General features: G+C 70.6%; 10 protein-coding genes. 3 read left to right on the forward strand and 7 right to left on the reverse strand.

The features are described from left to right. Nucleotides 1-112 precede the first annotated feature (112 nt). The 6 genes from ABTX78_RS35695 to ABTX78_RS35720 all read right to left on the reverse strand — a co-directional run bounded on the left by ABTX78_RS35695 (nucleotide 113) and on the right by ABTX78_RS35720 (nucleotide 6,924). Nucleotides 113-1,303, reverse strand: coding sequence for a YncE family protein (locus tag ABTX78_RS35695; RefSeq protein ID WP_352210913.1), 1,191 nt, complete (start codon nucleotides 1,301-1,303; stop codon nucleotides 113-115). Then, complete coding sequence (locus ABTX78_RS35700) at nucleotides 1,303-2,127, reverse strand: polysaccharide deacetylase family protein (protein WP_352210914.1); 825 nt, start codon at nucleotides 2,125-2,127, stop codon at nucleotides 1,303-1,305. The genes ABTX78_RS35695 and ABTX78_RS35700 overlap by 1 nt, the downstream gene beginning before the upstream one ends. A gap of 422 nt (nucleotides 2,128-2,549) precedes the next feature. Next, entirely contained in the window at nucleotides 2,550-3,062 is a 513-nt protein-coding gene (locus ABTX78_RS35705) for an ATP-binding protein (protein WP_352210915.1), read from the reverse strand. Nucleotides 3,063-3,323: 261 nt separating this feature from the next. Further along, on the reverse strand, nucleotides 3,324-4,094 hold the full coding sequence (locus ABTX78_RS35710; RefSeq protein WP_352210916.1) for an enoyl-CoA hydratase/isomerase family protein: 771 nt from the start codon (nucleotides 4,092-4,094) through the stop codon (nucleotides 3,324-3,326). A gap of 104 nt (nucleotides 4,095-4,198) precedes the next feature. Further along, the gene (locus tag ABTX78_RS35715) at nucleotides 4,199-5,449 is read right to left on the reverse strand and encodes a L,D-transpeptidase (protein ID WP_352210922.1); all 1,251 of its coding nucleotides are present in this window, start codon (nucleotides 5,447-5,449) and stop codon (nucleotides 4,199-4,201) included. A gap of 263 nt (nucleotides 5,450-5,712) precedes the next feature. Next, nucleotides 5,713-6,924 (reverse strand): L,D-transpeptidase, encoded by a 1,212-nt coding sequence (locus ABTX78_RS35720; protein WP_352210917.1) that lies wholly within the window; start codon nucleotides 6,922-6,924, stop codon nucleotides 5,713-5,715. A 164-nt stretch (nucleotides 6,925-7,088) separates the two neighbouring features. On the opposite strand from ABTX78_RS35720, the gene glgX reads away from it, so the two are divergent. From glgX to ABTX78_RS35735, 3 genes are all read left to right on the forward strand, one after another. After that, nucleotides 7,089-9,365, forward strand: coding sequence for a glycogen debranching protein GlgX (gene glgX / locus ABTX78_RS35725; RefSeq protein ID WP_352210918.1), 2,277 nt, complete (start codon nucleotides 7,089-7,091; stop codon nucleotides 9,363-9,365). Nucleotides 9,366-9,477: 112 nt separating this feature from the next. Beyond that, nucleotides 9,478-11,337, forward strand: a complete 1,860-nt coding sequence (locus ABTX78_RS35730; protein WP_352210919.1) for an ABC transporter ATP-binding protein — start codon at nucleotides 9,478-9,480, stop codon at nucleotides 11,335-11,337. Then, on the forward strand, nucleotides 11,334-13,193 hold the full coding sequence (locus ABTX78_RS35735) for an ABC transporter ATP-binding protein (protein ID WP_352210920.1): 1,860 nt from the start codon (nucleotides 11,334-11,336) through the stop codon (nucleotides 13,191-13,193). The genes ABTX78_RS35730 and ABTX78_RS35735 overlap by 4 nt, the downstream gene beginning before the upstream one ends. Before the next feature lie 65 nt (nucleotides 13,194-13,258). On the opposite strand, the gene ABTX78_RS35740 is transcribed toward ABTX78_RS35735, so the two are convergent. Continuing rightward, nucleotides 13,259-13,462: a hypothetical protein gene (locus tag ABTX78_RS35740; RefSeq protein WP_352210921.1), complete on the reverse strand. Its 204-nt coding sequence runs from the start codon at nucleotides 13,460-13,462 to the stop codon at nucleotides 13,259-13,261. Between the last annotated feature and the right edge of the window lie 163 nt (nucleotides 13,463-13,625).

Below are 13,625 nucleotides of genomic sequence, written 5' to 3' on the forward strand. Positions count from 1 at the left end.
TTTATGCGGGTTTTGTTGGTCGTTTGGTGTCGGTTCTTGGTGTCCCCGGGGGGCGCCCGGGTCCCTGGCTTGTTGCGGGCCCCGGGGGCGCGGCGACGCCGCCGTGGTGGCGTCAGCGGAAGACGCCGGTGTGTCCGAGCGAGTAACGGCCGGGCTGCGGGTAGACCGCGAGCCCGTGCGGCCCGCTGCCGACGGGGATACGGGCAAGCTGCTTGCCGCTCGTGGTGTCGATGGCGTACACCTCGGCGTCGTAACGGCCGGACAGCCACAGGACCTTGCCGTCCGCCGAGACGCCGCCCATGTCGGGGCTGCCGCCACCCGGCAGCCGCCACTTCTTGGTCAGCCGGTTCCGGGCGAAGTCGAAGACCGAAATGGAGCCCTCACCGCGGTTGGGGATGTACATCTCCCGTGAGTCGCGGCTGATGTAGAGACCGTGGGCACCCTTGCCGGTGGGCAGCAGGACCGGGGTGGTGAACTTCTCGCCGTCCAGCACCCATACCCCGTGCGCCACCATGTCGGCGATGTAGAAGGTCTTGCCGTCCGGGGAGATCTTCACGTCCTGCGGCATCGCGCCGGTGAAGGGCAGCTTCTGCCGGCCGATGATCTCCATCCTCTCCGTGTCCACCTTCAGCAGCTCGGCCGAGAACTCGCAGGAGACGATGAAGTAGCGGCCGTCGGCGGAGAAGTCCGCGTGATTGACGCCGTAGCAGGGGACGGGCGTGGTCTTCCGCGTGGCCATGGTGTGCGGGTCGCGGAAGACGAGCTGACGGTCGAGCGAGGCCATCACGACGGCGTACTTGCCGTTGGGCGTGAAGTAGAGGTTGTACGGGTCGTGCACTTCCACCGGCTTGCCCGCCGCGCCGGTGGCCGGGTCGATCGGGGTGAGCGTGTGGCCGCGGTTGTTGTTGACCCACAGCGTCTTCAGGTCCCAGGACGGGACGACGTGCTGCGGCTGGTTGCCGACGGGGATGGTCTCGATGACCTTGTAGGTCCTGGGGTCGATGACCGAGACGGTGTTGGAGTTGGTGTTGGGGACGTAGACCCGCGAGGGGAAGTCCTTGACCGCCGGCGAGAACATGCCCGGCCGGTCGGCGGCGTACAGGTCCTTCGGGTTCAGCACCGGGGGCATGCCGGGCAGGGCGGCCGGGTCCGCCTTGCCCGGCGGCGCGGAGGGTGGCGGCGCGGTGGTGCTGCTGTCGGCCCGCGTCGGGCCGGTGGGCGAGCCGCAGCCGGCGAGCAGGGCGAGGAGGGCGCCGGCGACGACCGCGCCGGCCCCTCGGGTGGCAGGGAGTCTCGGGTGCATCAGCTCAGCAGCTCCGTGGTGGTGACCGCGTGCAGACCGCGGCGGTCGAGTTCGGCGAGCAGGGCGGGAAGGGCGGCGACCGTGTCCGGGTAACCCAGGTGCAGGCTGACCACCGAGCCGGGCCGGATCCTCCCGGTGACGTTGCGGGTCACGGCCGGCGCACCCGGCGAGGTGTAGTCGAGCGAGTCGACGTCGTACGAGAGGACGTGCGGGTAGCCGGCCCTGCGCGCGAGCCGGACGAGCAGAGGGGTGGCGTACTGCGCCCGGGAGGGGCGGAACCAGGTGCCGATCGACCCGGTGAGCCTGCGCAGCCGCTGTGCGCAGCCGGTGATCTCGGCGTAGGCGTCGGCCTCGGACATCTCCGAGATGCTCAGATGGCGCTGGGTGTGGTTGCCGAGGTCGTGTCCGCCGTCGAGGATCCGGCGGGCCAGGTCCGGGTACCGGTCGAGCCAGCTGCCGACGGCGAGGACCGTGAGCCGGGCCCCGGCCCGCTCGGCCTCGGCCAGCACGGCCCGGGTGACGGCCGGGTCGCCCTGGCCGTGGAAGGTCAGGGCGACCCGGTCACGGTCGCGGGGGCCGTGGAGGATCTGCGCGGGCTGCCCGGGAAAACGGCGCGCGGCGGGGGCGGGAGGCATGCCGCGTGACGAGGGGGCGGGGGCCACGGGCGGCACGGGCTTCTGGGGTCTCCGCGACCGCCCGGGGCTCTCGGGCTTCCCCGGCTGCGCCGCGGGAGGACCGTCGTCGGTGCAGCCCGTGGCGAGGGCGCCGGCCACGGCCGCTCCCGCTCCTGCGCGCAGCGCGCCGCGACGGTCGATCAAGGTCACGAATAAGCACAGTAGGTGCTGATCGGACAAAAGATAACGATTGCATCAGAAAGACTCGCCCGACCAGTCCGCCCCCATGAGAGCGCCGAACCGAGGCTACCGGCGAAACACCTGATCCAGTCCGCATTCATTCCGCATTTACCAGGCGGGTGGCTCACCTCACCTATGATTCACTTCTTCTTGGTCTGCTTTTGACCGGTTATGCCGCAGTAGGAGGTTTTGGCATCGTGTCACCCGTCTGCCATAGTCGGGACCACGACCCCCATTGACCCGGGCCAGGTCGTTTTCAGACGCCGTGGAAACACCCCCCCGTTCCACGGCGCCACGCAGAAGCCCCCGTCGCGCCGCCTTCCCGGCCCGTACGGGGGCTTCTGCGTGGGGGCGCGAAAAAGAGGGCCGCACCGAGATGGTGCGGCCCCGCGTCAGGAGGGGAGGCGGTCCGAGACCCGCATCTCGAACCAGGTGGTCTTGCCGCGCGGCAGCAGATCGACGCCCCAGCGGTCGGAGAGCTTGTCGACGAGGAAGAGCCCGCGCCCGCTGGTGTCCAGCTCCTGGACCGGCATCAGACAGGGCAGCCCGCGCGAGGGGTCACGGACCTCGATCCGGATCCAGCCGCGGCGGCGCAGCATCCGCAGACCGAAGACGCGTGCGCCGGTGTGCCGCACGGCGTTCCCCACGAGCTCCGAGACCAGTAAAACCGCGTGCTCCGCGGTTTGGGCGGAGAGCGCCCACTGGCGCAGCACCACGCACTGGGTCAGCCGGCGCGCGGTGCCGGCGGACTCGGGGCGTGAGGGGAGCCGGACCTCTTCCTCGGTGGGGTCACCGAACAACTCGATGACTTCGAGAGTCTGTTCGCCCTCGGTCACAGGCATCCAACGCGCTGCGGTGACACTGCCGCGCTGCCGCATGTGTTCCACACCTTCGAGGCCCGCCATGCTCCCATCATGGCCGCAACAGGCGGCCTGCGTGGCTGTTCCCGCGGAATAGAACCCCAGGAACGAAGCATTCCGAAAAGCCCCTCCGGCATATGACTCCGGCGCCATACGGGCCTGTTCGCCCAGCCTGAGCTGCAATGACGCAGAGTCGGCGAATGATCACCAAGCGCAGCGGGCGGGCGCGGCTTAAGTCTCCCTTAAGGTCCGGTTAAGGCCCACACATGGTTGACGGACCACTCGAAGGTGTCAACTGACCATAATTCAGAGGAACTTGGCCTTGCCTGGGCCTTCCTCCACAAAGCTGCGCATACCGCGCTCCCGATCCTCCGTCGCGAACAGGCCTGCGAACCAGTTCCGTTCGATCGCGAGACCCGTCTCGATGTCCGTCTCCAGACCGGCGTCGACGCACTCCTTCGCGGCCCGCAGCGCCAGGGCGGGCCCCAGGGCGAGCTTCGCGGCCCACGCGTGCGCCTGCTCGTAGACCTCGGTGGCGGGGACCACCCGGTCGACCAGCCCGATCGCGAGCGCCTCTTCGGCCTTTACCTGGCGGCCGGTGAAGATCAGGTCCTTGGCCCGGGACGGCCCGACGAGCCGGGACAGCCGCTGGGTGCCGCCGGCCCCCGGGATCAGACCCAGGAGGATTTCCGGCTGACCGAGCTTGGCGTCGTCCGCCGCGATCCGGAAGTCGGCACAGAGCGCCAGCTCGCAGCCGCCGCCGAGCGCATAGCCGGTGACGGCCGCGACGACGGGCTTGGGGATGCGGGCCACCGCGGTGAACGACTCCTGGAGAGCACGGGACCGCACGACCATCGCCGCGTGATCCATGACCTGCATCTCCTTGATGTCCGCGCCGGCCGCGAACACCTTCTCGCCGCCGTAGAGAACGACGGCGCGCACGTCGTCCCGGCGGCCCGCCTCCTCGGCGAGCTCGCGCAGGCGGTTCTGGATGGCGATGTCCAGCGCGTTCATCGGCGGGCGGTCGAGCCGGATCGTGCCGACACCTTCGGAGACCTCGAGATTCACAGTCGTCATGCAGGCAGGTTAACCGGCGCTAACGACAACGGACCCGGTGCTGTCGGTCACAGCACCGGGTCCGCCGCATGGCGTCGAGGAGGTCCGGCCTCCCTGAGAGGCTGTTACTTCGTCCAGTCCGCCCAGGACATGTTCCAGCCGTTCAGGCCGTTCTCCGGGGCGATCTGCTTGTCCTTGGAGTTCTTCACGATCACGACGTCGCCGATGATCGAGTTGTTGAAGAACCAGGCGGCCGGCGTGCCCTTGTCGTAGCCGCCGCGCACGTCGCGCAGACCGACGCAGCCGTGGCTGACGTTGGCGGAGCCGAAGGTGCCCGACGAGGCCCAGTAGTTGCCGTGGACGAAGGTGCCGGAGGTCGACAGGCGCATCGCGTTCGGGACGTCCTTGATGTCGTACTCACCGCCGAAGCCGACGGTGGCGCCGTTCATCCGGGTCACCTTGTACTTCTCGCTGATGACCATCTGGCCGTTGTACGTCGTCGTCGACGGCGCGCCCGCGGTGATCGCGACGTTCTTGATCTGCTTGCCGTCCCGGACCACCGTCATCCGGTGCGACTTGGCGTCGACCGTGGAGACCTGGCTGCGGCCGATGGTGAACTTCACCGTCTTGACCTGCTTGCCGTACACGCCCGGACGTCCCTCGACGCCGTCCAGGTTGAGCTTCACCGTCACCTTGGTACCGGCGGCCCAGTACTTCTCGGGCCGGAAGTCGAGCCGGTCGTTGCCGAACCAGTGCCCCTCGATCGGCACCGACGGCTCCGCGGTCACCTCGATGGCCTTCTCGACGGCCTCCGGACTGGTGATGCCCCGGGTGAAGTTGATGGAGACCGGCATGCCGACGCCGACCGTGGAACCGTCCTCGGGCGTGTACTGCCCGATGAAGGTGTTCTTCGGTACGAGCGTGGTGAACGTGGTGTCCTTGGCGGACTCACGGCCGTCCGAGTCCTTGGCCACGGCGTGCACCTTGTACTTGGTGGAGCCGGCCAGGTGCTGGAGCGGCTGCCAGGAGGCGCCGTCCGCCGCGACCTTGCCCTCGATCGGGGTGCCCTTGTCGTCCTGCACGGTGACCGTGATCAGCTTGCCCTTGGCCGCGGTGACCTTCAGCGCCCCGCTGGTGGCGACCGACGTGGCGCCGTCCTTGGGCGCGATGGTCACGACCGCCTGGGAGGCGGAGTTCCCGACCTTCCCCCCGTCCTTCTTCCCCTTGTCGCCGTCGTCCTTGCCGGAGCCCCCGCCCCCACAGGCCGTCACGAGCACCAGCAGTGCTCCGACGACAAGAGCCTGCAGCGCGGAGCCCCCACGCCCACGCCCAAGCCCGGCACCGACCGATGCCCCCGATATCGGCTGCCCGTTCACCACGGTCTCTCCCCTCGCACGGCCTGGCCCCGCCACGGCCCGCACCCCCGCGCGCCTCACGCACGCACTTCGCTAGATAATCACACCGCGGGTTGTTGAATCTTCCCGCGATTGTCACCGTTCAGTCCCAACGTGTTGGCCGGGCTCGGGGGTGAGGTGCAGGCCGGACGGGGGTGCGAGCCGTGGGGGCTGTGCCGCGGGTGTGCGGGGTGCGAGCCGTGTGGGTTGTAGGGGCTGTGGGGGCTGTGCTCGGGCCCCAGGGGTCAGCGCAGTGCGGAACCCTCCTTCCACTGCTTCCAGTCCATGTTCCAGCCGCTGAGCCCGTTGCCGGGATCGACCTGCTTGTCGGGCGAGTTCACGACCTCGACCACGTCGCCGATCAGCGTCCGGTCGTAGAACCAGCCGGCCGGGGTGTCCGAGCTGCCGCCCTTCACGTCCCGCAGACCGACACAGCCGTGGCTGACGTTGGTCGAACCGAACGTCTCCGGCGCGGCCCAGTAGTTGCCGTGCAGGAAGGTGCCGGAGTCGGTCAGCCGCATGGCGTGCGGCACGTCCTTGATGTCGTACTCCCCGCCGTAGCCGACGGTCCGGCCGTCCATCCGCGTGACGTCGTACAGCTCGCTGACGACCATCTTCCCGTTGTACGTCGTGGACTTGGGCGCTCCCGCGGTGATCGGCACGGTGGCGAGGACCTCGTCGTCCCGCCGCACCTCCATCGTCTTGGCCTCCGCGTCGACGACGGAGACCTGGGAGCGGCCGATGGTGAAGGAGACCTTCTTCTGCTGGATGCCGTAGGAGTGCGGCGCCGCCTGCACGTCGCGCAGCCGCAGATCGATCGTGACCTTCGTGCCCGGCTTCCAGTACTCGCGCGGGCGGAAGTCGAGCCGGTCCTTGCCGAACCAGTGGCCCGCGATCTCGACCGGCGGCTCGGAGGTGACCCGGATGGCCCGTTCCACGGCCCCCCGGTTCTGGATCTCCTTGTTGAAGTCGAACGAGACAATCATGCCGGTGCCCACCGTCGCCCGGTTCTCCGGTTTGAAGTAGCCGATGAAACGGCGGTCGGGGACCTCGGTGGTGAAGGTGGTGTGCCGGGCCGAGCGGCGGCCGTGGCCATCGAGGGCCAGGACGTCGACGCTGTACTTGGCCGCGAGGCCCAGCCGGGCGCCGTTGTTCGGCTTCCACCGCAGACCGTCGTCGGAGATCCGGCCGGGGATCTCGGTCGGCGCCTCGTCCTCGATCTGCGTCACCCTGACCCGTTCGAGCCGTCCGCCGCGCAGTTTCACTTCGAGCGGCCCCTTCGGATCCACCCCCTTGGCACCGTCCTCGGGAATCACCCGAATGGCCTCCTCGGGCGACCGCGGCTTGCTGCTGATGTCGAACGCCCCGCCGGTGCAGCCGGAGAGCCCGGCCATCAGTCCTGCGCATGTCAGGGCAACGGCCATGCCTCGCCCGGCCCGCTTCAGTACGTGTCTCACGACCACCCAACGACCGCGCCCCTCCAGGGGAAACGTGGGCGGGGGTCATGTTGGGACATCAGCAGCGCGGGAAGAACAGGTGGGAGGACCACGCGCGGGGCGTCACGGCCGGGACTCCGTGACCGCCGGGGGACGTGGCCCGACGAGCCGCGGGAGGCCGGCAGGTGACGAGCGCAGCCGAGCAGGAGACAGCGCAGCAGGAGGGGGTGCGGGCCGACGGGCCCGTCCCCCTCCGGGCAGCCGACGTCAACGGCCGCCGGGTGGACCCCGGTGCGCCCGGGCCGTCGGTGTGGCCGGGGGCACCGACGCCGCTCGGTGCCCGCTTCCGGGTGGGGCCGGACGGGGTCGCGGGAACCAACTTCGCGCTGTGGGCGGGCGGGGCGGAGGCGGTGGAGCTGTGCCTGTTCGACGAGGACGGCGTCGAGACCCGGGCTCCGCTGACCGAGCTGACCCATGAGATATGGCACGGCTTCGTCCCGGGGATCCACCCTGGCCAACGGTACGGCTACCGGGTCCACGGCCGCTGGGACCCGTGGACCGGGGCGCGCTGGAACCCGGCGAAGCTGCTCCTCGACCCCTACGCCCGGGCGGTGGACGCGGGCCGGGGGAACGACTGGGGTGCGCTGCCGCCCGAGGTGTACGGGCATGTCCGCGACTGGCCGCAGCAGCATGTCGCCGACACTGTGCGCGACGACCGGGACTCGGCGCCGTACGTCCCCAAGGGTGTCGTGGTGCACGACGACGACGACTGGGCGGACGACCACCGGCCCAAGACGCCGTGGGCCGACACGGTCATCTACGAACTGCACGTGAAGGGCTTCACCAAGCTCCACCCGGACATCCCCGAGGAGCTGCGGGGCACCTACGCGGGCCTCGCGCATCCGGCGGCCGTCGATCATCTGGTGCGGCTCGGGGTCACCGCCGTCGAACTGCTGCCGGTGCACCAGTACGCCCACGAGGACCATCTGCTCAAGCGCGGCCTGCGCAACTACTGGGGCTACAACTCCATCGGCTACTTCGCCCCCCATGCCGCGTACTCCTCCAGCGGGACGCGCGGCGAGCAGGTCGGTGAGTTCAAACGCATGGTGCGGGCGCTGCACGCCGCCGGGATCGAGGTCATCCTCGACGTCGTCTACAACCACACGGCGGAGGCGGGCGAGCTCGGCCCGACACTCTCGCTGCGCGGTATCGACAACCGCGGCTACTACCGGCTGCATTCGGACCCGCGCGCCTACACCGACTACACCGGGTGCGGCAACACACTGCACGTGGTGCAGCCGCACGTGCTGCGGCTCATCACCGACTCGCTGCGCTACTGGGTGACGGAGATGGGCGTCGACGGATTCCGCTTCGACCTGGCGGCGGCGCTGGCCCGGTCGATGCACGACGTCGACATGCTCTCCCCCTTCCTCGCCGTCATCGCCCAGGATCCGGTGCTGCGCCGGGTGAAGCTGATCGCCGAACCGTGGGACGTCGGCAGTGGCGGTTATCAGGTGGGTGCCTTCCCGCCGTTGTGGACGGAGTGGAACGACCGCTACCGGGACGCCGTGCGCGACTTCTGGCGCGGCTCGGTGCCGGACGTGCGCGACCTCGGGTACCGGCTGTCGGGCTCCAGCGATCTGTACGCCTGGGGCGGGCGGCGGCCGTACGCCTCGGTCAACTTCGTCACCGCGCACGACGGATTCACCCTGCGCGACCTGGTGACCTACGAGCACAAGCGCAACGAGGCCAACGGCGAGGGCAACCGCGACGGCACCAACGACAACCGGGCCTGGAACTGCGGCACCGAGGGCGAGACCGACGATCCGCTCGTCAACGCGCTGCGCAGGCGCCAGATCCGCAATCTGCTCACCACCCTGCTCGTCTCCACGGGTGTGCCGATGCTGGTCGCGGGCGACGAGATGGGGCGTACGCAGGGCGGCAGCAACAACGCGTACTGCCAGGACAACGAGGTCAGCTGGGTGGACTGGTCCCTCGCCGGACAGCCCGGGCCGAAGAGCCTGCTGGACCTCACCACCCGGCTGCTGGCACTGCGCCATGCCCATCCGGTGCTGCGCCGGCGCGCCTTCTTCTCGGGCCGGGCCCATGCCGCGGACGGGCTGCGGGACCTGGCCTGGTTCACCTCCAAGGGCACGGAGATGACCGAAGGCGACTGGTACGCCCCGGCGTCCACGCTGGCGCTCTATCTCTCGGGCCGTGACATCCCCGGTCGTGACGCCCGGGGGGCGGAGGTGACGGACGACAGCTTCCTTGCGATCCTGCACGGGGCCGCCCGCCCGACGGACTTCCGTCTGCCGGGCGCGCCCTGGGCTCAGGCCTACGAGGTGGTCGTCGACACCTCCTGGGAGGAGCAGGAGTCGGCGCCGGGAGTCGTGTACCGGGGCGGGGAGACGGTGAGCGTCGGGGCGCGGTCGGTGCTGCTGCTCAGAGCGCGGATGTGAGGGGGCCCGGGGCGCCGGCGTCCGGGAAATGGGTGCACGGGGCACCGGTCGCCGGCGCGTGGCCGGTAATTCGGGTGAGCGCTGTCAGTGGTGAACCGTAGGCTCACCCCTGATGTCCACACCACATGCAGCCACCGAGGACCGGTCAGCCGTGCGTTCGTTGCTGCGGTTGTGGCCCTATGTACGACCGGTGCGAACGCGCCTGTTCAGCGCGGCTTTCGTCGCCGTCGTGGCCTCCTGTCTCGGCCTGGTCATCCCGCTCGTCCTGAAGTGGATCGTGGACGGCCCGGTGGCGGACCGCGATCCGGGCGGGGTGTGGCTCGGGGCGCTCGCCCTGCTGCTCCTCGGGATCGCCGAGGCCGTGCTGTTCGGCTTCCGGCGGTGGCTGGTGGCCCGGCCGCTGGCCGGGGTCGAGGCGTCGATGCGCGCCGATCTGTACCGGCACCTCCAGCGGCTGCCGGTGGCCTTCCACGACCGGTGGCCGTCGGGGCAGTTGCTCTCGCGGGGCACCACCGACCTGATGCTGCTGCGGATGTTCCTCGCCTTCCCGCTGACCTTCCTGCTCGTCAACGGAACGACGATCCTGGTCGGCTATGTGATCCTGCTGGGCCAGGACTGGACGCTCGGGCTGGTGCTGACGGCACCGATCGTGCCGCTGGTCGTGCTCTGTTCGTACTTCGAGTCGCGCTACGCCGTCGTCGCCCGCCTGGCACAGGACCAGGTCGGCGATCTGACGACGGTGGTCGAGGAGAGCGTCCTCGGCATCCGCATCATCAAGGGCTTCGGCCGCCACCGCAGCCAGGCGCTCGCCTTCCGCGAGCTCTCGCAGCGGCTGCGGGGGACCGAGCTGGCCAAGGCCCGGCTGCTGGCCGGGATCTGGGCCCTGATCACCACCATCCCCGAGATCACCATCGGCGCCGCACTGGTGCTGGGCACGGTCCAGGTCGCGGACGGTGGTCTGTCGGCGGGCACCCTGGTGGCGTTCCTGTCGACGGCGCTGGCGCTGCGCTGGCCCGTGGAGTCGATCGGCTTCCTGCTGGCGATGAGCCAGGAGGCGGCCACGGCGACCGAGCGGTACTTCGAGGTGATGGACGCCGAGAGCGAGTCGGACGTACCCGCCGCGTCGGGTCCGCCGGCCGGCGGCGCGGAGGGGCTGTGCTTCGAGGGCGTCGAGTTCCGCTATCCGGACGCGGCCGCGGACGCCGCGCCGGTGCTCGCGCGCATCGATCTGCGGGTGCGGCCCGGCGAGACGATGGCCCTGGTCGGTGGGACCGGCAGCGGAAAGACCACGCTGACCGCGCTCGTCCCCCGGCTGCACGAGGTGACGGGCGGCCGGATCACGCTCGACGGCGAGGACATCACCGCGATGCCGCGCGAACGGCTGCGGGAGCTGGTGTCGGTGGCGTTCGAGGAGCCGACCCTCTTCTCCGCGAGCGTCGGCGAGAACGTCCTGATGGGCGCGGACGGCGCGGGCGCACCGGAGCTGGAGCGAGCGCTGGAGGTGGCACAGGCCGGTTTCGTCTCGTCCCTCCCGCACGGCCGGGACACCCAGGTCGGGGAACAGGGGCTGAGTCTGTCGGGTGGTCAGCGCCAGCGGCTCGCGCTCGCCCGTGCGGTGGTCGGCCGCCCCCGCTTCCTGGTGCTGGACGATCCGCTGTCGGCGCTGGACGTCCACACGGAGGCGCTGGTCGAGGCGGCACTGCGGCGGGTTCTCCAGGACACGACGGCACTGGTGGTCGCCCACCGGCCGTCCACGGTGCTGCTGGCCGACCGGGTGGCGCTGTTGTCGCAGGGACGTATCGCCGCGGTGGGCACGCACCACGAACTGCTGCGCACCAGCGCGGAGTACGCCTGGCTGATGTCGGGGGCCGACCGTGCGGATACCAGCCCCGACAGCCCGCAGACCGCCCACGAGGCCACGCACGAGGCCCACGCCTCCGACGACCGGCTCAGTGAAGGGAGCGCGCGATGACCGCGACCACCACGACGACCGCCGCCGGGGCCGTTCCCGCCGGCGGCAGCGTCGAGGCCGTCGAGGGCGATCCCTTCGACCGGGACGACCTTCCGACGGCCAGGGGCGCGACCGGCGCCCTCCTGCGGTCGCTGCTCGCGCCGCACCGGGCGCGCGTCGTACGGGTAGCGCTGCTCCTGTTGCTCCAGCAGGCCGCCGTGCAGGCCGGGCCACTACTCGTGGCGTACGCGATCGACCGCGGTGTGCCGGCCTTCCGGCGCGACGACCACGGCCCGCTGATCATGGTGGCCGTCGGCTACGCGGTCTGCTCGTTCGGCGCGGGGGTGCTCCAGTACTCCTTCATCCGGGCGTCCGCCCGGGTCAACCAGGACGTCCTGCTCGATCTGCGCGGCCGCATCTTCCGGCACGCGCAGGCGCTCAGCGTCGACTTCCACGAGCGCTACACCTCGGGACGGCTGATCTCCCGGTCGACCACCGACGTCGAGTCGCTGCGCGAACTGCTCAGCGAAGGGCTCCAGGAGCTCATCAACGTCATCCTCGCCTTCGTCTACATCTCCGTGCTGCTGCTGTGGCTGGACCTCGGGCTCGGCGGGGTGGCCGTCGCCTCGTTCGTCCCGCTGTATCTGCTGGTACGGCTCTACCAGCGCCGGGCCAGGGCCGTCTTCGCCCGCCGCTCCACCGCGATCGCCGCCGTCATCGTGAAGTTCGCGGAGACGATGAACGGCATCAGGCCGGTGCGGGCGTTCCGGCGCGAGGAGGCCAACGACGCCGCCTTCCGGCAGCTCAACGACCGCCACGGCCGGATCAACGGCGACTCGCTCCTGGAGATGGCGCGCTATGTCGTCGGCTCACGGCTCGTCGCCAACACCGCGGTCGCCGGAATCGTCCTGTGGGGTGCGTACCGGGTCGCGGGCGGGACGCTCGCGCTCGGTGTGCTGGCGGCGGCCGTCCTGTATCTGCGCCGGCTCTACGACCCGATCGACCGGCTGGGCATGTTCCTCAACTCGTATCAATCCGCGGCCGCTTCGCTGCAGAAGATCGCGGGCCTGCTGGCCCAGACCCCGTCGGTCCCGCAGGCCGCGGCGCCCCGCCCGCTGCCCGCCCTCGCCGGCGACCAGCCGGGCCGTGAGGTCGTGTTCGACGCGGTGCGCTTCGCCTATCGCACGGGCGGCGAGGTACTGCCCCGCTTCGATCTGACGATCCCCGCGGGCCAGACCGTCGCGGTCGTCGGCACGACGGGTGCCGGCAAGTCCACGCTGGCCAAACTGCTGGCCCGGTTCTACGACCCGACGGAGGGCCGGGTCCTCCTCGACGGCGTCGATCTGCGTGACCTGGAGACAGCCGAACTGCGGCGGGGTGTCGTGATGGTCACCCAGGAGGCGTTCCTCTTCTCCGGCACGGTCGCCGAGAACATCGCCGTCGGGCGCCCCGATGCCACCCGTGAGGAGATCGAGCGGGCGGCCCGGGCGATCGGCGCGCACGACTTCATCAGCGGCCTGCCGGACGGCTACGACACGGACGTCCGCAAGCGGGGCGGCCGCATCTCGGCGGGACAGCGGCAGCTGGTGGCCTTCGCTCGCGCGCTGCTCGCCGACCCGTCGGTGCTGATTCTCGACGAGGCGACGAGCTCGCTGGACATTCCGGGCGAGCGCGCGGTGCAGCGGGCGATGGACACGGTGCTGCACGGGCGTACGGCTGTGGTGATCGCCCACCGCCTGTCTACGGTGGAGGTCGCGGACCGGGTGCTCGTGATGGAGCACGGCCGGATCGTCGAGGACGGTGCTCCGGCCGATCTCGGCGCGGGCACGGGCAGGTTCGCGGATCTGCACCGGGCGTGGCGGGACAGCCTGGTCTGAGGCGGTGTGTGTGCTCACGGCGGCACCTGGCGGATGCCGCCGTGGTCGGACGCCGCCGGGGTCGGTCAGGGAAGCAGTTTGTTGACGGCCGCCGTGCCCTCTTCGGCCATCTTGCGCTCCGCCCACCGCAGATTCGCGGGGGTGACGTCCCGTCCCGAAGCCAGCACCAGGTCCTCGGGGGTCACCTCGCCCTCGGCGCCGGTGCGCAGTCGCGCGTCGGGCGTCACGTCGCCGGGTGACGGCCGCCGCGGCTCGGATTGTGTGCTCATGCTGCCTCCTTGTGTGCTCCCCGGGGGCTCGCGGCCCCCGGGGCGTCCCCTCTCGGGAGCGCCGGCCGTCAGCGGCGGCCGGCGATGGTTTCCTCGACCCAGGTGTGCAGGGCGGGGGCGGGTGCGGCGCCGGCTTGTCGGGCGATCACTTCTCCGTTGTCGA

Origin of the sequence: Streptomyces sp. NPDC096193, assembly GCF_040302905.1 — a bacterium.
GTDB lineage: Bacteria > Actinomycetota > Actinomycetes > Streptomycetales > Streptomycetaceae > Streptomyces.

What these genes read in the sequence shown, in the direction of transcription:
- ABTX78_RS35695 (WP_352210913.1), bottom strand. Translation starts at nt 1,303, where the DNA reads ATGCACCCGAGACTCCCTGCCACCCGAGGGGCCGGCGCGGTCGTCGCC.
- ABTX78_RS35705 (WP_352210915.1), bottom strand. Translation starts at nt 3,062, where the DNA reads ATGGCGGGCCTCGAAGGTGTGGAACACATGCGGCAGCGCGGCAGTGTC.
- ABTX78_RS35710 (WP_352210916.1), bottom strand. Translation starts at nt 4,094, where the DNA reads ATGACGACTGTGAATCTCGAGGTCTCCGAAGGTGTCGGCACGATCCGG.
- ABTX78_RS35730 (WP_352210919.1), top strand. Translation starts at nt 9,478, where the DNA reads ATGTCCACACCACATGCAGCCACCGAGGACCGGTCAGCCGTGCGTTCG.
- ABTX78_RS35735 (WP_352210920.1), top strand. Translation starts at nt 11,334, where the DNA reads ATGACCGCGACCACCACGACGACCGCCGCCGGGGCCGTTCCCGCCGGC.
- ABTX78_RS35740 (WP_352210921.1), bottom strand. Translation starts at nt 13,462, where the DNA reads ATGAGCACACAATCCGAGCCGCGGCGGCCGTCACCCGGCGACGTGACG.